27 protein-coding genes are annotated in these 20,694 nt (G+C 34.3%); 7 read left to right on the top strand and 20 right to left on the bottom strand.

The window, feature by feature from the left end; all coding sequences use genetic code 11:
* Positions 1–50 precede the first annotated feature (50 nt).
* The 3 genes from BM161_RS10005 to BM161_RS09995 all read right to left on the bottom strand — a co-directional run bounded on the left by BM161_RS10005 (position 51) and on the right by BM161_RS09995 (position 2,950).
* Positions 51–557 carry a sigma factor-like helix-turn-helix DNA-binding protein gene (locus BM161_RS10005; RefSeq protein WP_074932351.1) on the bottom strand — a complete coding sequence of 169 codons (507 nt, stop codon included), beginning with the start codon at positions 555–557 and terminating at the stop codon, positions 51–53.
* Positions 558–560: 3 nt separating this feature from the next.
* Complete coding sequence (locus BM161_RS10000; RefSeq protein ID WP_074932350.1) at positions 561–2,531, bottom strand: ankyrin repeat domain-containing protein; 1,971 nt, start codon at positions 2,529–2,531, stop codon at positions 561–563.
* A gap of 86 nt (positions 2,532–2,617) precedes the next feature.
* Complete coding sequence (locus tag BM161_RS09995) at positions 2,618–2,950, bottom strand: hypothetical protein (protein ID WP_074932348.1); 333 nt, start codon at positions 2,948–2,950, stop codon at positions 2,618–2,620.
* Positions 2,951–3,346: 396 nt separating this feature from the next.
* Here BM161_RS09995 and BM161_RS09990 point away from each other — a divergent pair, with 396 nt between their 5' ends.
* Positions 3,347–3,868, top strand: a complete 522-nt coding sequence (locus BM161_RS09990) for an ankyrin repeat domain-containing protein (protein WP_074932346.1) — start codon at positions 3,347–3,349, stop codon at positions 3,866–3,868.
* Positions 3,869–4,119: 251 nt separating this feature from the next.
* Here the strand turns inward: BM161_RS09990 and BM161_RS09985 are convergent, their stop codons facing one another.
* The 6 genes from BM161_RS09985 to BM161_RS09960 all read right to left on the bottom strand — a co-directional run bounded on the left by BM161_RS09985 (position 4,120) and on the right by BM161_RS09960 (position 8,025).
* Entirely contained in the window at positions 4,120–4,536 is a 417-nt protein-coding gene (locus tag BM161_RS09985) for a 2-thiouracil desulfurase family protein (RefSeq protein WP_074932344.1), read from the bottom strand.
* A gap of 3 nt (positions 4,537–4,539) precedes the next feature.
* Positions 4,540–5,058: a cysteine hydrolase family protein gene (locus BM161_RS09980; protein ID WP_074932343.1), complete on the bottom strand. Its 519-nt coding sequence runs from the start codon at positions 5,056–5,058 to the stop codon at positions 4,540–4,542.
* A gap of 108 nt (positions 5,059–5,166) precedes the next feature.
* The gene (locus BM161_RS09975) at positions 5,167–5,529 is read right to left on the bottom strand and encodes a hypothetical protein (RefSeq protein ID WP_074932341.1); all 363 of its coding nucleotides are present in this window, start codon (positions 5,527–5,529) and stop codon (positions 5,167–5,169) included.
* Between the two features lie 28 nt (positions 5,530–5,557).
* Positions 5,558–6,523, bottom strand: coding sequence for a hypothetical protein (locus BM161_RS09970; RefSeq protein WP_074932339.1), 966 nt, complete (start codon positions 6,521–6,523; stop codon positions 5,558–5,560).
* Positions 6,524–6,538: 15 nt separating this feature from the next.
* Entirely contained in the window at positions 6,539–6,841 is a 303-nt protein-coding gene (locus BM161_RS09965; protein ID WP_083425763.1) for a helix-turn-helix domain-containing protein, read from the bottom strand.
* Between the two features lie 296 nt (positions 6,842–7,137).
* Positions 7,138–8,025, bottom strand: a complete 888-nt coding sequence (locus tag BM161_RS09960) for a hypothetical protein (protein ID WP_143090539.1) — start codon at positions 8,023–8,025, stop codon at positions 7,138–7,140.
* A 199-nt stretch (positions 8,026–8,224) separates the two neighbouring features.
* Between BM161_RS09960 and BM161_RS09955 the strand changes: the two genes are divergently transcribed.
* The 5 genes from BM161_RS09955 to BM161_RS09935 all read left to right on the top strand — a co-directional run bounded on the left by BM161_RS09955 (position 8,225) and on the right by BM161_RS09935 (position 13,596).
* Complete coding sequence (locus tag BM161_RS09955; protein ID WP_074932336.1) at positions 8,225–10,378, top strand: ATP-binding protein; 2,154 nt, start codon at positions 8,225–8,227, stop codon at positions 10,376–10,378.
* 23 nt (positions 10,379–10,401) lie between these two features.
* Entirely contained in the window at positions 10,402–11,844 is a 1,443-nt protein-coding gene (locus BM161_RS09950) for an AAA family ATPase (RefSeq protein WP_074932334.1), read from the top strand.
* An 84-nt stretch (positions 11,845–11,928) separates the two neighbouring features.
* Positions 11,929–12,918 carry a helix-turn-helix transcriptional regulator gene (locus tag BM161_RS09945; protein WP_074932333.1) on the top strand — a complete coding sequence of 330 codons (990 nt, stop codon included), beginning with the start codon at positions 11,929–11,931 and terminating at the stop codon, positions 12,916–12,918.
* A 3-nt stretch (positions 12,919–12,921) separates the two neighbouring features.
* Entirely contained in the window at positions 12,922–13,131 is a 210-nt protein-coding gene (locus BM161_RS09940) for a hypothetical protein (RefSeq protein ID WP_074932331.1), read from the top strand.
* A 120-nt stretch (positions 13,132–13,251) separates the two neighbouring features.
* A complete protein-coding gene (locus BM161_RS09935; RefSeq protein WP_074932329.1) occupies positions 13,252–13,596 on the top strand; it encodes a hypothetical protein in 345 nt (114 codons plus the stop codon).
* A gap of 115 nt (positions 13,597–13,711) precedes the next feature.
* Here the strand turns inward: BM161_RS09935 and BM161_RS09930 are convergent, their stop codons facing one another.
* The 8 genes from BM161_RS09930 to BM161_RS09895 form a co-directional block, all read right to left on the bottom strand.
* Positions 13,712–14,467, bottom strand: a complete 756-nt coding sequence (locus BM161_RS09930; protein ID WP_074932327.1) for an FHIPEP family type III secretion protein — start codon at positions 14,465–14,467, stop codon at positions 13,712–13,714.
* 85 nt (positions 14,468–14,552) lie between these two features.
* Positions 14,553–15,737 (bottom strand): hypothetical protein, encoded by a 1,185-nt coding sequence (locus tag BM161_RS09925; RefSeq protein WP_074932325.1) that lies wholly within the window; start codon positions 15,735–15,737, stop codon positions 14,553–14,555.
* Between the two features lie 14 nt (positions 15,738–15,751).
* Positions 15,752–16,216: a hypothetical protein gene (locus BM161_RS09920; protein WP_074932324.1), complete on the bottom strand. Its 465-nt coding sequence runs from the start codon at positions 16,214–16,216 to the stop codon at positions 15,752–15,754.
* Complete coding sequence (locus BM161_RS09915; protein ID WP_074932322.1) at positions 16,216–16,437, bottom strand: hypothetical protein; 222 nt, start codon at positions 16,435–16,437, stop codon at positions 16,216–16,218. The genes BM161_RS09920 and BM161_RS09915 overlap by 1 nt, the downstream gene beginning before the upstream one ends.
* Positions 16,425–16,562 carry a hypothetical protein gene (locus BM161_RS14390; RefSeq protein ID WP_177206232.1) on the bottom strand — a complete coding sequence of 46 codons (138 nt, stop codon included), beginning with the start codon at positions 16,560–16,562 and terminating at the stop codon, positions 16,425–16,427. Before BM161_RS14390 ends, BM161_RS09915 begins: the two co-directional genes overlap by 13 nt.
* Before the next feature lie 131 nt (positions 16,563–16,693).
* On the bottom strand, positions 16,694–16,891 hold the full coding sequence (locus BM161_RS09905) for a hypothetical protein (RefSeq protein ID WP_074932318.1): 198 nt from the start codon (positions 16,889–16,891) through the stop codon (positions 16,694–16,696).
* A 28-nt stretch (positions 16,892–16,919) separates the two neighbouring features.
* Positions 16,920–17,663 (bottom strand): hypothetical protein, encoded by a 744-nt coding sequence (locus tag BM161_RS09900; RefSeq protein ID WP_074932316.1) that lies wholly within the window; start codon positions 17,661–17,663, stop codon positions 16,920–16,922.
* Positions 17,653–17,835, bottom strand: a complete 183-nt coding sequence (locus BM161_RS09895; RefSeq protein ID WP_074932315.1) for a hypothetical protein — start codon at positions 17,833–17,835, stop codon at positions 17,653–17,655. The genes BM161_RS09900 and BM161_RS09895 overlap by 11 nt, the downstream gene beginning before the upstream one ends.
* Before the next feature lie 193 nt (positions 17,836–18,028).
* Here BM161_RS09895 and BM161_RS09890 point away from each other — a divergent pair, with 193 nt between their 5' ends.
* On the top strand, positions 18,029–19,030 hold the full coding sequence (locus BM161_RS09890) for a helix-turn-helix transcriptional regulator (RefSeq protein ID WP_177206231.1): 1,002 nt from the start codon (positions 18,029–18,031) through the stop codon (positions 19,028–19,030).
* A gap of 43 nt (positions 19,031–19,073) precedes the next feature.
* Here the strand turns inward: BM161_RS09890 and BM161_RS09885 are convergent, their stop codons facing one another.
* The 3 genes from BM161_RS09885 to BM161_RS09875 all read right to left on the bottom strand — a co-directional run bounded on the left by BM161_RS09885 (position 19,074) and on the right by BM161_RS09875 (position 20,694).
* Complete coding sequence (locus BM161_RS09885; RefSeq protein WP_074932311.1) at positions 19,074–19,253, bottom strand: hypothetical protein; 180 nt, start codon at positions 19,251–19,253, stop codon at positions 19,074–19,076.
* Between the two features lie 124 nt (positions 19,254–19,377).
* Positions 19,378–20,262: a hypothetical protein gene (locus BM161_RS09880; RefSeq protein ID WP_074932309.1), complete on the bottom strand. Its 885-nt coding sequence runs from the start codon at positions 20,260–20,262 to the stop codon at positions 19,378–19,380.
* Positions 20,263–20,310: 48 nt separating this feature from the next.
* Positions 20,311–20,694 carry an SMI1/KNR4 family protein gene (locus BM161_RS09875; RefSeq protein WP_074932307.1) on the bottom strand — a complete coding sequence of 128 codons (384 nt, stop codon included), beginning with the start codon at positions 20,692–20,694 and terminating at the stop codon, positions 20,311–20,313.

Genomic DNA, 20,694 nt, shown 5'->3' with positions numbered 1-20,694 from the left:
ACACAATAACTGTTTTTTTATTTATATAGGTCAATTTATAAGCGACTTATTTATATTTTGAATGGATTATGAGTTATTCTTCGATTCACTTTTTGTAGCATTTTTTCTAATTCATCTGAAGTTATATTAAAATAATTTTGGATTTCAGCATCAGATTGTTCAGTACCTGTTTCAAGACCATATTTTTTTGATATAACTTCTCTTTCAAAAGTTGGTAAAGAATCTAAAATGCTAATAATTTGCTTTTGCAAATCACTCTTTTCAAAATAATTAATATTTTTTTCTTCCTTTTGTTTTTTTATTTCAAAAGGTATTGGTGTTTTCCATAACTCTTTCATTTTAAGTGTCTTTTGTAAAATATTATGAACTTCTTCTTCAGAAATGCTTAATTTTTTTGCAATTGCTTTCATTGTATGTGAAACACCTTCATTGTTAAAACCAAAGTGTAATCTTATCACTTCTTGTTCTAAAGGTGGTAGTAATTTGTTCAAGTTCTCATTAAATTCATTTACCATTCTATGTGAATTAATTGTTATATCGTTTGGTTTTACATCCATAGACTATTTCTCCTCTCTTTCAATAAGTGCATCAAAAAAGGCCTTGCCAGTAATATTATATAGTCGTACACTCCAATCTTCCCGTTCATAATTGCCTTCTCTTAAAAGTGATTTTATTTCAATATCTTTTTTATCACGTTCTGTAAATGTATATCCTGCACTATGTAATAGAGTTTCAGCTTCATTTAGTTTCAACTGCAATCCTAATGCAAATTTTAACACAGTGTCTTTTTTGGGGTGGTAATCTGGATTACGGTTGCATTCCTTAATGTTTTTTGAATATGTTTGTTTTGAGATTCCTCCATTATTATAAATATCAGGCTCTTTTTTATCAGGAAATCTCTCCCAGTATTTTTGTTTATACCAATTTAGGCAATCACCAAATGACATTATTGTATTAGGAATGTTATCAGGCCTCTGTTCCTTATGCGTTAATTTTTTTCCGCGCTCAATAAAAAAAGTTGTAAATGTACGTGAGTCATAAATGGAGGTATAATCTTCAAAAGTCTTATTATTATTATCTTTTAAATTTATATTAGCATCATTTTGAATTAGATATTTTATTAAAATAGAATTATTCTTACTGGCAGCATACATTAATGCTGTTATACCATCTTGGTCAGATTTATTAATATCCGCTCCATATGCAAGTAATTGTGCTACTGTTTTAGTTGCATTTTCATAACAAGCAATCATTAATGGAGTCATATCAAAATACCAGGTTTCATTAATATTACAATCATAATCCATACATATATGAATAATGTTGGGATTGTCTGTATGACATGCTGAAATAAGTGCAGCATAAGTCATTTCTTTTTGATCTTTTGCATTTTTCAATAGAATATCAGTAGTATCAACAAAGCCGTGCATTACACTTTCTGTTACTGCTTGCGAATATTCTTCTTTTTTAATCTCAAAATTATTAATCAAAACTTCAACATTTTTATATTTATTATTCTTAACAGCTGCTAAAAAAGCTGTATTGTTATTACAATCAATAAAATCACTTTTTGCACCAGCTTCTATTAAGAAATTAATTGATGATTCAGTACCGAATTGTGAAGCAATAATTAATGGCGTTTGGCCCATTTTATTTGCATAATTTACATCTGCACCAAGATGAATTAATGAAACAGTAATAGGACTACTCTGTTTAATGATGCTATAGGTAAGAACTGATTCTCCAGAATAATTAATTGCATTAATATTTGCTCCTGCTTTATGCAATCTAAAAAGCACATCCAAACAGGAAGTTTTTGAATAAGTCATATCATATATAATCTTTATAGGATTAAAACCATCAATTAATTTGAATAAAGCTGTTGAACCTGTGTTATCTTTTTTTTCTAAATCAATATTTTTATCAGAAAGGAGTATATCAACAACATCAAATGATTCATTTTTTAATGCATACATTAATGGCGTACAGCCATTTATATCTGTTGCATTTATATCTGCACCTAATTCTAACAATGTTTTTACTACATCAGGTTTATTTGCTAAAACTGCAAACATTAATGGGGTAAATCCATATCCTATGTATTGTTCTATGTCATAACCACTAAGTACAATTTCTTTGATTCCATCAATGTTATTATCTTTAATATATTGGAATATTTTTATAAAAGTCCATTTATCATCACTATGAGATAAATTTTTAATATTAATAGTATAAGATTTTTGTGTTATTGGGTCTAAATAGTTTAATGCAGGGGTATTTGATATTATTAAAGCCCAATTTGCTTTTAAATCTTGCATTTTAATACGAACATTATTTGCAAGCGATGGATCTTCTATAAAATCATCTGAAGTTGGTATTCTACATTGAAATGATTTTAATTTTTCAATAATTATGTTGAAGTCATTTGTCATTAAATAAACTTGGCTTTTTCCAAATACTCTCAATGGTACTCGTTTTTCTAAAACAAGTTCATTCTTATTTTTTGCTGATTTATCAAATTCTAATTTCATCACATACCCCAAGTAATATGAAATGTATCCTAATTATATCATAGGTTTTCTTTTCTATATATATTCGTTATTAGGCAATTATAAATTTATCTACCTCTATATTTTCCATTAATTCTTGTTCTATCCCATATGTAACTTGGAGCATTTCCACCGCAAGTTCGACGACATGCAGAAATTGGAATATTATAAATAGAATTTCTATCCATAGATTGTAAAACAAGTGAAGTCAATGCATTTTTTGATTTCAAACAACCATTTTCAGCTCCTTTTTCCCACCAATATTCAGCACTATTATAATCTCCTTGTAGAAAGGATTTTTCTCCCAGCTTAAAGAAAGTAACACTTTCTTCATTTTTAAGTTTTGACTTTTCATTTTGCATACATTCTACTTTTTCCAGAATTTTTGAAACATTTGACATAAATTGTCTCCTTCTTTTTATAAGACTAAAATAACTAATCTTATGGTTGTTGTGGTCAACTGATAGCCGACATTTTATCGTTATCATTACAATATCCGTTGTTTTTCTAGATATAAAATACATTAGTTCAATAATTAATAGGTCAAATGATAAGCGACTTTTTAATTTAGACAAAGAAAATACAGTGTATTTAAAAGTCTTATATTATTTGACCAAATGAATTGATTTTTTAAGTATTGTATTAAAAAGAAGGGGTGTGTTATGTTTTTGACATATAAACTTACTGTTATCTATATTGCATGCAAAATACCTAATGTATACGAATGATTTGTTGCTTATTATGCGACAAATTAATTAGTAGTTTATAAATAAATCAATTCTAAAAGGAGCGATAAAATGAATATTCATGAATACAGAATAAATGAATTATGTAAAGATAAATTTCTCGATGTTCTCAAAAGTAATGATTTAATAAAAATGCAGAATCTAATAGATGCAGGTTATGATATAAACAAAGACTTAGTTGATGGTATTAGACCGTTAATGCTTTCGGCCCTCCATGGTTCATATGATTTTATAGAATTATTAATTAATTCTGGAGCCGATATGAATTTATTAGATATTTCTAATGATAATCTTCTGATGTATGCCGCTACACAGGGGGCAAAAGAACTTGCAGAAATAATAATTTCAAGAAGTAAAATCAAAATTGATTCTAAGAATTTATATGGTTGGACAGCTTTATTATTTGCTATAAAATTTAATAATTTAGATTTTGCAAGGGTTTTACTTGAACATAATGCAAATCCAAATACCTGTTTATTGGATGGAACCTCAGCTCTTCAATTTAGTATAGAAAAGAATAAAGAAAAGAAAACTATTAGTAATTTGTTGATTGAGTATGGAGCCAGATTATAGACCTATTTAAGCCATTATAGTTTTTAATAATTCTTGGATTAGTTTCTAAAGATTATTTTTCCCACTGAGGTTTCCTGGCAAGCCCCAGCCAAATCCTTCCATTATTACTAACCATTCGCTTAAAGCCTTTTTCACTCATTCGCATTGTGAGCCATTTTTGACTCATAATTCTTTCGTTGTTCACATTGCACCATTTGATATAAGTCTGGTAGAGCATCTGATTAGGAAATATCCGTAAATTGAATTTACGTTTACATATCTTCAATATCCAGCACCTTGTATCCGGCCTTAATGCAAAGCTCTGCAAAAAGTCCATGTCCATGGATTTTCTTGCCAGAGAAAGTCCCGTCATAAATTTGCTTAATCCCACATGAAGGACTTCGACTCTGGAGAATTATCAAATCAGGATTTTCTTGCTGGACAATTTCAAAAGCTTTTTGAGCACCGAGGGAAAACTCTTTTGTGATGTTCTTTCCTTCAGTATTCATAACCTGACCGTTTACAATTTCTGCGGAAGGACGCGGAGTTGGAAGACCGCCCAAAACTTCAGGGCAGACTTTTATTATCTCATGAGTCTGGAGAAAATCCATCATTTTCTGATTGAGGTTGTTTCCACCGTTGTATTTGCAGTTATCTCCGGCAAGACAGGCACTGACTATTACTTTCATCTCTTACTCGTTAATTACATTAATCTGGCAGAACTTCATAGCAGAAAGTGCTGTTTTATGACTTTCTGGAGTTACGCAGGCACAGCAGCTTGCATCAACCGTAATCTTTATTTCTGGGAGTTTTGCCTTAAGAATAAAAGCATTGCTGATAACGCAGATTCCAGTGCAAAGGCCGATAAGTTCTATTTCTTCAAGGTCGCTTAAAGTTGCAACATAATCAGCTAGCTCCATAGAACCAAACGATGGCTTATTAAAAATGCGGCTGTCCCCTACTTCCAGCTTGCTTGAAATCTTCCAGCCTTCACTTCCTTCTACACAGTGAAGAACTGGAAGATTCTTTCCTTCCTGCGTTTCCAGATAACATTTTTGATGAGTATCGCGGGTAAAGATTACGGTCTCACCTGCAGCACGGGCACTGGCGATTTTCTTTGCAACATTGGGTACGATTGCAACAGCTTCTTTTGTTCCAAGCGAACCATCTATAAAATCATTTTGCATGTCGATTACGATTAAAAGTTTCATTTTATGTGTCTCCCTTTAGCTAATAATTTTGTATAAAACATCGGAAGCTTGTTTGTATCCTTGTCTCTTTTAACTTCTTTTTCTTTTGTCGCATATTTTGTTTCCTATCTAATTCACCACTTCCAGAACAGCTTCGTTCCACTTGATGGATTTTACCTTCAGCTGTAATTCTTTCTGGATATCCGGAAAGTGGCAAACGCTGATAACGTCACCAGGGCGAACGTAGTATTCAAAGGTTTTTGGAGTCTGATTTGTTTTTGAATCAACAATGAGTGTGAGGCACCATAAATCCTTTTCAACATTTTTGATGCTGGAAACACAGGTCCAACTGCCTCGGATTCCTTTTGCAACTGGTGTAAAATAATCTGTCATAGAGGAGCCAAATACATCTCCGGTTTTTACTTTTATGTCTTCGGAAAATAAGTTTGCACTAACAAACAAAATTAAGAAAAGAATTAGTAGTTTTTTCATTTGTCACTCCGTAATTTACATTATAGCATCAATCAACTTTCCCAGCCAGTTCCTCTTGCAGCATATTTGCTACAAGATTCATATAAACAAACATCAAAATAGAAAGCTGTTCACAATAATGGAGATGCATGAAGTTTTTTAGATTCTGATTTTTCTCAATATTTTTCTGTATTTTTGAAAAAAGACTTTTTTCATAATGTTTCATATAAGGTTTGTTTTCTTTCATGTAGTACTCGTAAAGTTTCTTTTCTAGTTCACTGCCAAAATCTGTCTTTTGGGGAAGAGTAGACAAAGGTTGTGTTTCAATGGTATAGACAGACCAGGGGTTTTCCAAAAAATCCTGCTGTTCAAAATACAAAGCAGTGACCGAATCAAATTTAATTCCCAGCTCAGTCTGTCCTTCGAGCCCAAGCGCAGGATCCGCCCAAAAACTTAAATATGAATCTGCTTCATCATAAGCAGTACAACGACATGCATCATATTGGACTTGGACAGAATCAAATCCACTTTTTCTAAACAAATATATTAGGCGACTTTGTAAAATAGCAGGCGGATACTGCAAACTCTTTAACCCTTTATTCATCGTTGCCTCAACTTCAAGTTCTTTAATTGTTTCAATTAAGAACTTGATTTTCTTTACCCCAGAAGCAAGACCATCAAACAAAATTGCAGTGCCTCCTGAATACATAAAGCCGTTTACAATTTCAATCTTAGGATCTATTAAAAAAGTTTCAGGATTAGCATATTTGAGCTTGTCTTCATTATTTGGAACTGGCTTAATTTTTGATTTTGACAGTCCCAGATTTTTGAGACACCATTCGATTATTTCATCTTTGCTTTCGGGCTTCTTCTTGTTATATTTTGCAAGAATTTTTACATTCCAGCCAATGCTTCTTGCAAAGTCTGAAACTCCCTCAAAAACTTCTTTAGAACCTTGAAGCCATTCTATCTTCTGATCAACGAGAACACCTTCTAATGAAAAATATATGGTCATAATAATCTCTCTTAATTATCGGATTTGAAATTCATCAGGCACATCATATACTGCTTCATTTTCGCGCAGATCAACGGCAATAAGCGTGTCTACTGTAGTATTAAGAAAGTGAGCAAGTTTTACAAGATTATCTATACTTGGCAGATCTTTTCCTGATCGCCAGTTATAAATAGCCTGAGGCTGTTCAAAACCAAAAAGATTTTGAAGGTCTTTAATCTTAAGATTACTGGCCTTGATATAATTGGAAATATTATTTGCTGTTTCTGATGGAAGAATTACTGGATTTAAAAAATGCTTAGAATCAAAAGTCTGTTTCATACAATACCTCTGGAGTTTTGATTTAGGCATAGCAACGCCACACCTTCTGCATTCAAACTGAATGCAAAAATAAAAGAAATTAATCTTTTCAAAACTCCGTATTGCCACCACGGACTTATATCTAAACTAGATATGGCATGAAAGCAACTTGTGCTAACATCTTCAGAATAGACGATGTCATGCCATATGTCAATCATTATTTTTTAAATTAAAGCGCAACTTGAATTTTTGTAACTTGATTTGTGAAACCAGGGCCCCAGTTCTAAGAACGAGGCTCTGGCAGATTACACACTTCCCTATCGTTCTTCAATTACGATATCTGAAACTTTATAATCATTTCCAAAATCAGAATAGGAAACAGAACGGATTATACCATTAATGTTCACCGCTGTATCTTCTTTAAGGTCGATGTAAGAATCGTTGTTGCTCAAAACAGAGAAGAAGTATGACTTCAGATTTTTATCAACGAAGGCGAACTTAAGCTCGTAAGCAAAGCCCGGTGTTTTACTTTCATCAATTCCCCAGAAATAATATTTTCCGGAAATTGGCAGGCCTTCAATAGGATGCTCGTTATACCATTTCTTTGACTTCAGTTTATTAGCGGCGGTCTTGGCAACATCACAATAATATGGCAGGTTTGTAAGCATACTTGCATCTGCAGCTGCAAAGTCTTCTTCAGAAGTTTTTGTGCAAAGCTCGATGAGTGAATCTACATACCACTGTGCAAGCTTATCAAAATACTTTGCACTCATATCACGAATGTCTCCAACAGAAGAACCATCTGGATTGCAGGCATAGGTCTTGAACTTTTCGATTTTTACAAGGAAGCCATTTTCTGATTTTGAAATTGCGGCCCAAGATTCCTCGCAGGAATGCCCAATTGCAATTTTTGAAATCACCTTCATATGGATTTTGTAAACATCATTTAAAAGGTCAATGGACTGAACATCCGGTAGAATTGCCTTTACCTTTGTGTCACTTGCATCCGGCTTAATGTCGAGAAGAAGTCTTACTCCACCGCGAAGAGTCTTTCCTTCTGGGATTGTTCCCTCTACTCCCTTGATTTCTGTTTTGTCCAGACTATTAGAAAGCTTTTCGATATTTCCGAGAAGACTATTTGATTTTGCAAAAAGACTGCTTGCAAGAACAGCACACGAAATTGTAATTAAAATGATTTTTTTCATATCATCCTCCAGGGATTTTTTTATTTCCAGCAACTGCTGAGTTGGCCCTAGTGTAAGAGCTTTTCTCTGCTTTGTAATTAAAGCGTTGCTTGAAAATGACGTTTTTAAAGTCTGGCTTGATTCAAGTCTTGCTTTAATTACAAACTCCAAAACCTGCATTATTGTTGAAGCATAGATTTTGAAGAAGCGAGGTGATGAAATGGAAGTTAGTAATTCATACAGTGGTCTTATGAAAAAAGAAACAGATAATGCTTGTCTAAATTTCCAGGATAAAGCTTTATCATCCTACATTTATATTAAAAACTATCAGCAGATTAACCTTGAAAAAAACGAATTGGCAAAGGACTTTATTAGAGGAGTTCTAGATCACGACTCAATAATTGCCTTGAGCGATATTTATCTTTCAGTTCTAAAAACTTCTGAGCATGAAAAATATGAAGGCTTAAAGCATGGTGATGGTTTTGATCTGGATGAGGTAGTTACTTCTTTAAGTAAGGATCTTGAAGAGGACTATCAGAAATATGGAATTATCCTTTACCTTTTGGACAAGAAAAATGAAAAAGAATATCCGGATACAAATCCCTTAAAAGCAATTCTTGATAAAGAATATTTTAAGGATTTCTTTAATGGGCTTGAACTGTCTTACTCCGAACGAGTTCTCTTTGTTCTGGCTATTGCAAATGAAGAATGGGGCTGGCTTTTTCCCGAGTATAAAAATGATGAATATAAAGCCCATCTTTTCTGTCATATTTGCGGGATTAAAAAAAAGGATGAACTTGCCTATTCTCGAAAGACTAACAGTGAGCTTATTCAGCTAGGGCTTTTTTCTGCTCCCTGGAAAATCAGCAGCTATGTTTATTCATATTTTATGAATGAAAATCCGGCCTTCATTTGCTGGAGAGTTGTACCTCCTAAGTGTTGTGATATTTATGATTACAAAGAAACCGGCAGATTGAATCAGAAAGAACTGGAAATAATGCGTAAGCTGAAGGGCTTTATGGTTATCTGCAGCGATAGTGATTACAGAAACGAATACTTTTTAGCTGATTATTATCACGATTGCTTTGACGGAATTTATGAGTTTACACAGATGTATAAGGGTACAAGCAAAGCAGAAATGGAGTTTTATATTTATGTGCTTTCATTAGAGATTAATCATCATGCCCTTTTTATTAATAAAGACTTATGTAAACTCCTGCTGCAGGAGGAATCAGAAAATCCGCTTGCACAAATTTTTAATAAAAAACAGAGCTACTCTTCCATCTTAGAAAATGTCAAATGTCCGGTGATTCTTTCTATGGAGAGCTTTACAGAGGAAGACCGGGAGCACTTCCTTGAAAATGGAATTGATGTTCTGTATACCCTTCAGCTGAAGCTTCCGGAAAAGAAAAACTATGCAGAATGTTTTGGAGTATTTTATCTGCAGGAGGAGCTACCTGTAAATCTCCTGGTTGATGTTGCCCTGGAATGTGATTCGCTTGCAATACCGCCAGATCAATGGAGTTCTGTTTCTAAGCTTCTTAAGTCTGTTCAAAAACTCAATAAGGAAGAAGCCCTTGAGCTTCTCAGAAATAAATTCAGTAACGGCAACAAGAACGATAAGCTTCGTAAAAATTCCCACTACTGCGTTGATGCATTAAATACCACTGAGCCTATAAACGAAGTTACTAATGCGCTTAAAAATGCAGATGAGTACCAAAAAGGAGAATATGACGAAGAAAGCGGAATCAAAGTACTGCTGTATGGCATATCTGGTGGAGGAAAAACGGCTTATGCAGAAGAAGTGTCTAAAAAAATGAACAAGCCGTTGAAAATAGTACGTCCTTCAGAAGTCCTGAGCAAATGGGTTGGAGAGACAGAACAAAATATCTCAAGACTTTTTAAGGAGGCAGCAAAAGAGCATTCAATTCTTCTGGTAGATGAAGCAGATTCCTTCCTTCACAACCGAGGAGATTCTGTAAATCATTTTGAAGACTCAAAGGTAAACTCCTTTCTCATTGAGATTGAGCGATATCCTGGAATCCTTTTTTGCAGCACAAACCTACCAGACATTCTGGATAAGGCTGTGGACCGTCGTTTCAACTTTAAGGTTGGCTTTAAGGCTCTTACAAAAGAAGGTGTTAGTCTCTTATGTAAAAGTTATTTTTCTTCCTTCGAGATTGATGATGCTCAGGTTCTGAAAATATATAACTCAGGAGAAGTGACACCTGGAGACTTTGCTACCTTAAACGGAAAGCTGCGCTTCCTTGCTCCAGAAAAACGAAATTCGGTTTATATCACCGAAGAGCTTTGTAAAATTGTTCGCGATAAGAAGCGGAGTTATGAATCAAATAAAATTGGCTTTGGAAACTAAAATCCAGGCAGAGGAGAAATGATATGGAATACAAAACTGATGTACAAAGAAGACTGGCAGAAATTCTTGATGAACTCAAGATTAAAGCAACCTATTATAATAAGGATGGAATTTTCTCACTTGAAGATTCCGGTTATATAATTTACGAAGATGACTCACTGGTTCCAAACTCTAAAACTTCAGAGCAAGCGCCTATCAATATGATAAGGATTTATGAGGATGGAACTCTTAAATTTATTGATAACTCAGAAGTTACTCTAAAATACTGTAAAACTTGTCAAAAGTTTTCTTTTGGACGTAAGGTAAAGCGAGGAGAAGACTACTGTCCTGTTTGCAAGGGCAAGTCAATTAAATATCTTTTTAACAATTCAAGGATTCCCGGATGGTTTGGAAAAACTACAGAAGAATCTCTAATTGATGAGCATGAAGCCGAAATGCATCTTGAACATAATACTACCGATAAAAAGGGTGATGTACAGGATGCTATTGAACGTCTTACAGGGCAGGTATCTTATATTGTTGTAACTCCAGAAAAGAAGGCACAGGTAATCAATCTCAAAAAGAAATATCCAAATATGGGAGAGGTAATTGATTATCTTTTACAATGCTTTGAAGCTTCAGAATTAAGAAAGCACAAGGAACTTGGTTTTCGTCCTTTTGTATTGGTTGGAGGCCCTGGTTGTGGAAAGACAAGCTTTGTAACAGATTTATGTGTTATTTTGCTCGGGAAAAAAGCTGTTAAAATTGATTTAGGGAACGATGTTCCAAATTTTGCAATTTCCGGCAGCAACCCAGAATATACACATGCAAAGCACGGCCTCATAATTGAATCTATGTTTAAAAACTCAGAGCATGGACCATTAAAAAATCCTGTTATTCATTTTGATGAACTTGATAAGGTTCATGCTAAACAGAATTATTCAATTGAAACTGTTTTCTATTCTATACTTGAGAAGAATACAGCTCGACGTTTTTATGATAATTTTATCGAATTAAATGTTGATGCATCTGGAGTAAACTATATCTTTACCGCTAACACACTTGAGAATGTTCCGGCTCCAATCATAAATCGTTTAAAAGTATTTCAGATTCAAAATTATACTCATGAACAGATGAAGGAATATGTAATAGATAGCTTCTATCAGAACTGGCTCGAAAACAACAATATGGAAAAGGAGTTTTTACCTGCAGTTTTATCAGATGATATCAAGGAAGAAATCCTTTCGGAATGCAATGATGATCCTCGTAACGTTGAAGATGCAATAAACCTGGTATTTAACAGGACCATGCATACTGACGATAAGACCGGTCATAAGATTGCCCTCTTCTCTCCAAGGGAATACTTTATTGGCTGGCAGAACTTCCGAGGTAAAAGGGAAATCTCGGAAACTCCATGGAAGCTACCTAAGAACTTCATGTCGGTAACTTATCAAAATATTCAAAACATTGAGCTCTTTATAGATTAAAAGACCAAGCCTGAGTTTGATTTTACAAGTGATTTTGAATAATTATCAAAGATTTTCTTAATTTGTGTGGTATAATAGTAAATTATGGCAAACAAAAAAAGAGAACAAAGAGAAAGTCATGCAAAATCACTCAGGCTCCTGCAGCTTGAAAAAGCAATTCAGAATATGAATTATCCTAGTGTGGAACGTCTTATGAAGGAACTCGAAGTTTCAAGACGAACCATTCTGCGCAATATCGATGAGCTCAAGCTTTATTACAACGCACCGATTGAATACGATCGCATACATAAGGGGTATTACTTTACTGACGAAACCTTCTTTGTACGCAACGTCCTTGTGAGCGAAGGTGAAGTTGTGGCCATGGCTGGCATTCTTCCTCTACTCGAGCGCTATGACAACACACCCCTCAAGGAAACTATCACAAAGGTTTACGATACAATTTCTCAGATGCTTCCAAATCAGGTTCAGGTTCAAACTTCCCTGCTCAACGAAGTTCAGTTTATTTCTGACCCTATTCCAAATATCGATAATGATGTTTTCCATAAAATCTTTGAAGCAATTAAACAGCATAAAACTATCAGCTTTGGCTACCGTTCTATCAGCAGTACAGAGCATACGCCCCACTCGCTTGACCCGTATAAGATTTACTGCCAGAAAGGCGACTGGTATGCTATCGGCTTCTGCCATAAACACAATAAATACAGCACCTACAATCTTTCACGCATGAAGGATATTGTGCTTTGCGATGCTTTTACTCCAGATCCTGATTATGAAAAGAAGGTTCACATCGACCCATACTTTGGAATCTGGAACAACGAAACCGAAGCCATCAAAATCGAGCTTCTTTTTGATAAGTCTATAAACACGTATATCCTCGAGCGCACCTGGCACAAAAATCAGGTTTGCCGCCAGAACGAGGATGGAAGTGTCTATCTCAGCTTCGAGTCAAATCAGTTCCAGGAAACCCTTTACTGGATTCTCCGCTTCGGTTCAGCAGTCCAGATTTTGAATCCGCCAGAATTGAAGGATGCCTACAAAGCCGAACTCAAAAAGATGTTGAAAAACGTGCAGTAAACTATGGAACAAAAACCCGGTTGGACCTACAAGTTTGTCGAATCTCTCAACATGCAGATTGCAATCAACAATTTCACCGGCATCCTGTACACCGAAGACAAAGTCAAATACTCCCTGGAAGAGCAGCGCCTCCTGCAAAAAATAGACTTTGAACTCCCACTACCTGTTCATATTGTGAAGAAGGTGTTTGGCGGGACGATTGTGTCACTGTGAATCAATAATGTTTAATGGAGAATGTTATTAAAATAGTATAACAAAAGATTATTTGTGTTTTTGGATACTATACAATATTCTTTTAGTAGTTGATTAAAAGTCTTCATGAGGGAGAGAATAATGAAAAAAGCTATATTGTGTTTTATTCTTCTTTTTGGTGTATACTTTATTTTTGCTCAAAACAATAGTAAAGATCCAAAAGTATATGTTGGTGAACAAGTCTCTGAATTTGTGATAAATGATCATGCATATTGGTCTTTTACTCAAAGAGATGACTATCGTGTTATAACCGAAATTGTCGCAATCAACAAAGATTTATGTAAAATTGTTTTTGATGGCCGATATGTTTTTTACATCAAAAAGGATGATGTTGTTGGAATAAAAATATATTTTAATAAAGCTCATTATATTGGTGTTCTATCAGAAATAGAAAATAATTATCTTTCAATAAAACCAATTTTTTAAATTTGTTGCAAAACGTACAGTAGCGCACAGTAAACTATATGGGACGAAACTCGGCATAACTTACAAGTATGCCGAGTCTCTCAGTATGTAGATAGCAATAAACGGGACGATTGTGTCACTGTGATTCTTTTGCGTTCATCAGACTGTAGCTTACACATGAGGCAAGAATTGTTATACACATTGAACCGCAGATTGTAGACAGCAGTGCAGGAAGACTGACGATGTTCAGAGCATCCTGAATTGAATAAGCGTTTTTAAGAACTCCATATAAACAGCCGCCCACGATTGAAAGCACATAAATGAATATCAGGGCCTTCATATTACCTGCCAGAAATCTAGAACTGCCATCCAGGTTGCAGAAAAAATCAATATCCTGTCTGACCTTCTCTTTCTGCTGTTCAGCCTCTTCTTCTGTTATTTCACCAGTATTAAGTTTATTATCAATATCGAAAAGTCTTTGATTCATAGTATCTAATGCAAATCGGGCTGTAACTTCTGCTGCTTTAGTCCCCCTCTTTATGACAAAATGATAAGAAAGGCCTAAAAGTGTAACTGCTACTATGATATTGATGATGTACATAAACTTGAAACAGGTCTCCGGATTCATACGGATATGCATTTCATATGTAAGAATGATTCTTGTATAAGAGATTTCGATACCAAGTATAGCCAATGACAGAAAGAGAATCATTCGTGGCAGCGGCAGCAGTTTCTCATTACTACTACGTACAATAGCCATCAGGAACATACATAATCCCCAGAGCAGTATGTACGCAATATTCAGCGCGAGTTCAGGCAGCGGAATGAACAACAGTGCTACTGGAAAAATACTTGCTATCGTTACAATATGCTTTACGATAAATTTATACATATAAGCCTCCAGACTTTATAAACGATTTATGATAATTATACACATCGGAAATATCATCTAGTGATATTGCGGAGAGATTTTTGGTTTAGTCTTTTGCCCACTCTATACTCATGCACACTTTAAAATCTTCTTCGCGCATTCGGACTAAATCCTGGAAACTGTAAACATCACCATCAACAAAAAGTGTATGCATTAAGTAATGAAAATACACCTTTCTCTGATTCTCGGAGAGATGTTGCCAGTAAACTTCCCTATTCCAGTTTATGGTTTCATCCTTATGAATTTCATCCCCTATTTCTTGCTGAGTTTCCGATAATCCTAAGTTCCAGTCTTCAAAAGTTGCATGCTTACTCATTTCTTGCTGGAGCTCAATTGTTGCAATGTCATTTTCCTCGCTGCCATGATATTCAATCTGTCCGTCTATCGAATAATTCGCAAACTCTGGTTCAGTTTCGGAGAGAATATGGAACACTGCATTAAGTTCTGTCATATATGATTTTAGTTCATCAGTTCGTTTCCAAATCCAACTGTTTACATCCATTAACTTCTGGATATTAACATCATTCCATTCAAAGTTTTTATTCAGAGCGGCCTTTCTGTTTTCCAGAAGACATCGATTAAAGTCAAATCCATAATAGCGGGCAGGATGATATACACTGAAAACACGCAGTTCACTGACATTATGATTCACAACTACTTTTATTTCTGGATAGAAATCTTTGACCGTACATTCAATCAAGTCAGCATTACTAAAAGTTGAATTGAAATCAAGGAAATGAGCAAAGTAACTACAATATAAAAGATTATCAATTAGTGGACTTTTCAAGTTCCATATATGTCGCTTTTCATTGATTCTGGTCTTTGATAATGGCAAGAAGTCTTTTATTTCTGAATCAAAAACCAACTGCCAGGCATCTATCTCCTTCGCTGAATAATACTCAATACCTTCCCATTTTTTTACGATGGCTTTCTGTTCATCGGTCATATCTTCTGCGCAATATAATTCTTCAACAATTTCTTTCATAAAACCGATATTGCCAACAATCTTAAATCCATGAAGAAAAGACAGTCCTGAGTTTTCAAGCTTAGAAAATAAGTCGTAAGCAGCTCTCATTTGATTTACAAGCTGATTTTGTAATTTAGTGATGTCGTCATTAAGTTTATACAGATGTTTTATATTGTCGTCAGTCCAGACAAAATCTTTATCAATCTGATCTTTTCGAAAAATATATTCATATCTATCTTTGTCATGAAAAGATGTATTATGCATGCTTTCACTCCCCTTTAGTCATCCGGCATTTCAGGATTCTCCGGATGGAAATGCTTCTTGTGCTGGATATTGCAGTTGAAAGTTTCAAAATCATCAAGAGCAATATCATCATCCTTGCAATCATGTTGAAAGTAACTGCCAGTCAAATCCATCCTGATGGCGGTTAGAGATGATATGTTTGCTTCAAATGTATTCAACTTTCCAACATCTTCCAGCAGGTCCGTCGGATGGAAATACAGAAAACGGATTCTCTGCTCATCCTGACGCTTAATTTCATGGTGCTTGTTATGAAAGATAATTTCCATAACACAAGTCACGTCATGCCATGGCTTTCCGTCCTCATAGTCGTAGCAGAGGATTGTCTTGATGTCGCGTGTCATTTCGTATGGAAGAACTTCCAGCTCTTCGCCGTCGAGAGGACTTCCGTTCATTTTGATTCCGTATTCAGTTTCCTGTTCATGGGTAAAAGGTTTACGCATTAGTCGGTCACCTCTGGTTCAAGAAAAAACATAGCTGTCTGGTTTTGAGGAACTCCAAAGGATCTGTCTGGAGTGCTCCTTATACGTGGTACATTCGGATTCCTTTTTTGCGAGTTCTTTTTATTGCTGAAAGAAAAGCCTGCAATAAAACTTACAAGAGACAAAAGAATTAAAAATACTGTTCGGACAAGAGCGATATCACTCTTCTTTATCTTTGCCATTCTGAATAGTCCTCCTGATCTAGATTGATGTAAGATGCCGTGAAGATTTTTTCTTCGATTCTTGAAATCATGGCTTTGTTTACAATGAAACCGGTTAGGAAGCTGCAGAGAGAAAGTAACAGCATAAGCATAAGTGTATACACTGCCCTTTTGAAATTCTTTTTCTTACCCATATTATCTCCTATTGATTGTATTATGAATGACAACACTATCATTTCCTGATAGAGAGGAAGAAAAATTTCTTCCTCTCTATTTTTCACTTTTGAATAACATCTGAATTACAGAGCCTCTTTCCAGGAATATTATCCTTAACTGTTTTATATGCGTTTGATAAATGAGCATCTGTTTTCTTTCCTGTGTCAGTATTCATGATAAGAGCTCCTCCAAGTGCCCCAATTACTGCACCACCAATTGCTGTAAGTATTACAAAAAGTCCTGAATCTTCGTTTGACATAAAGTCCTCCTTACTAAACGAAAATGTTTTATAAACCATACTTGTTTATGTAGTTTTGAATGAAACCAGTTTGCCAGCAAGCACTGTTTCCAAACTCGGGATGATATCCGTTTACGATAATTTTATTTGACCCCTGATAATGGAAGATCTGAATACCATATTTCTTTCCAGTTGCCGAAGAATAATTGTAATCCTGCTTATCCTTCACTTTTGTATAATCCCAACGATTTTTAGGTTCGATAGGATTAAGCATAGAACAGTCCCATGTATATCCGTAGAAAATCAGATTAAAGTCTGTGGATTCTAACTGGCACTTCACTACAGGTTCCCAATCAGCAACTCTCGCAAGATAATTTATATCTTTAATATCAGACTGATTTTTCCATGGTGTTTTACTCAGATTAATCCAGCAAATACATGACAGTCCTTCTCTCACCTGTTCCAAAGATAAGTCTTCTGTATATTCAGTATTGTTCTTTATTGCATAGGCCATGGCTGCAACCTTAAGCCAGGTTCTATTCAGACCTTTTGAATATTCGGCCTCTAAATTGTTAGTTACGTCTTCGAAGCAGAAGTCTCCGCCAACAGGTGATTGTGTTATCTCATCCCATTCATCAAAAGGTTCTTTTAGAATGATCATCATCTTGAGTGGTGATTCTTTATAAGCTTCTGGATAAAGCACTCCATCACGAATGCATCCGCTCAATTTGGGATATTTCAATAACTGATACATTTCAGCCTTCTTGAACTCATCTTCAATCTTACTCATCATCTGAATCCTCCTCGATTAAGTCCTGATCATCATAAGAAATTTGTGAATCTGAGAAGTTGCCATCATCAAGTGTGCTGCCATCAAATTCAAGGCCAATTTCAAGTCCATCAAAATCTGAATTCTTGTTGTGATACTTAAAGTTAATGTTAAGTTTTCTAAACTGCTTTTTCATAAAAGCCTCCATAAATAAGTTGTATTTACATTCTTTACGAATGTATAACTAGAGTATATAATTTAGAACTGCACAGTATGTGCAGTTCTAAAAAAGAATTTTTATTTATTTATTGATTTGGAAGTGAAAAATTATGTATGGAAAAACAAGAAATTCATTAAATAAAATCCAGCGTTTATATAAAATCCATCAAATGATATCTCGAGGAACTAAACCTAAAGCGGAAGATATTGCAAAGGAAATTGGTTGTGGTTTAAGAACTGTATACAAAGATATCGAAGAGTTGTATAAGATGGATGCTCCATTATTGTATGAAGGTCGGTACGGAGGATACTATTATGAAGGTTTTAGACCGTGGCGCTTCCCTTATGAAGATACAATTCTGGGAAATAATTTAAGTATTCTTTCATCTGCGAAATTGTTACTCACGTATTTTGAAAATACTCCTTTTTATGCAGAGATTGAAGATATCTTAAACAATGTGTGCAAGATACAGGTAGACTCCCCTCTTCTTTCAAGAATTGCTTTAGCTCCAACTACCAATACAACGCAGCCAATTAATGCGGTTATTTGGAAAAAAATCTGTGAAGCACTAACGAACAATCATGTATTAAAATTCCGATACCTGAATAATAACTGGGATTCTGATTTGGAAGAAACTGTCCTTCATGTTGAACCATATCAGCTTCTGATTGATGAAGGAAAGAGTTTGTTGTTTGGTTATCTTAGAGAAAAGAAAGCCGTACGTCTTTATAACATAAATGATATGTATGATATTCTTGAGACAGATATCACTTTTAAACTTCCTGAGAATTATGAATTTAAGAATCATACTGGAAAAAGTCATTTTGGTGCTTTCACCCGCTATGCAGAACGACAATATAAAATTGCTTTTTACGAGGATGCAATTCCAGAAATCAAATTAGGAAACTGGGCTGAGGATCAGGTTTTTACAGATGATATTGACGAAGAAGGCTACGAAAGAACTGTCGTTACTTTTACCTCTGCTCAAGATATGCGTGTCCTAGACTGGGTTTTTAAGAATAAAGCTTATGCTAAACCTCTGGCTCCAGAATCACTTGTTACCCGCTGGAAATACAATGTTGCTGTGATGGCAAAAATGGCAGGCTTTGATGTTGAAGTTGATTATAGCCTTCTAGATAAGGCTGCGAAACTTGAACGTGAGGGAAAATAAAAAAAGAGGCACAGAGACCGTACCTCTTTTGAATCATGAATCTTTATTTTCCAATCATTTCATGAATTTCTTGAAGAAACTGCTTTTTATTATTTTCAAAATTCGAATCTGAAGAATCAAATTTTAAAGAAGCAATTACAAGTATTGAATTATCAGAGAAGTATACTCCGATGTTCAATAAATCCACTAAATTCTTCTTAGCAGAAACAATAGAATAATTCATACTATTATTCTCCGGCAAATATGATACTAGCAAATACTGTAATTGATAGTGCTGCATCAATACTTACCTTTTTCTCAGTTACTATAACGCATACCAATATAAAAATCAAACAATTTTCTAATGGTTATTCTTCAATAAACTTAATGGTCTGAGCGATATCACAACTACTGTCTACCATTTTGTATTCTGGAGTTCCGTAGAGGACGTCTATTTGAACTTCACCAATATCTTTTGGTTCAAAAAGGAATTTGATATTTGGCTTTAATTCTGGATTATTTTTTATAAAGAATTTATAACATGTTTCGCCCTGAGAATTTGATTCTTCAGTATAATAATCTTTTTGAATACCACCATCATATTTATATGAAATATTATCCCCTTTTGAAATTTTTAATTCTACTGGTATAAGAATTTCAGGTGATTGTTGGTATTTTGAAACTTTTTTTATTTTATTTTTCAACATTGAAGTTTTCATCTCTATTGTTAGTTGAACTTCTTGAGAAGATGAAAATCGTGGAAGAAAATGTTTATTTGCATCTTCATTTGCAGAAGTTCCATAAATAAGAGTTCGTATTTCTTCTCCATCATGTTGAGAAAAGACAAATGATGTTTCAACATTAATATACTCATTGGAAATAGAACGGAAAAACAGATTAGATATTTTAAAACCTAGAAATCCTCCAAGTGAAATGAAAACTAAAAAATGAAGACTATAAAAAAACACTGCAGGTAAAGGACTTTCTAGAGCAATATCAACTACAAAATCTCCAAAAGGAGAGGCCCATACGAAATATCCAATTATGCCACCGATTACAATTCCAATGATTACTAATATGATAGTTCCTGTTTTATTGGCATTTTTTGGAATAGAAGCCTCTTCCAATTGCTCAATATAAGTCGCCTGTTGTTTTTCATAAACAGAAGAATACTTCGTATCCTTCCCTTTACAAGAAGAAAAAAGAAGTATAATAACTAACAATAACAAACCGCAACTACAGATTTTTCTCATGAAATGAACCTCTTAATAATCTATTAGTTTGAATAAATTAAAATATACTTATTCATACAAACTGTTAATGAAATCTTCTAAAGAATCTGCAATAAATTCTTTCTCATTGGTTTCATGATTCCATAATATAATTTTTTCTTTATCTAGGCAAATAAGATTTCCTGATGGATCATCAGCAAAAGGAAATATCTTTTCTTTTTTTATAAAATCGATGTATGCATAAATAGTTTCTACATCATCTTCATTAAAAGATAATAACTGTTTGAATTGCACACCTTGATTGATTTCAGTATCAAAACAATCTTTCTCAGGCCTTCCGTTATTATTTAACAGGACAATTGTTTTTAGATTCTCAGGTAAGTGAGCATCAATCATCTTTTCAACATGAGAAATTTTTTCAACTGTCGTAGGTTTTACATAGTTCCAGTTCAT

It is taken from the genome of Treponema bryantii, assembly GCF_900113965.1.
GTDB classification, from domain to species: Bacteria; Spirochaetota; Spirochaetia; order Treponematales; family Treponemataceae; genus Treponema_D; species Treponema_D bryantii_A.
Note: the sequence above shows the minus strand (reverse complement) of the source record. Positions and strands in the feature narration are given on the sequence as shown.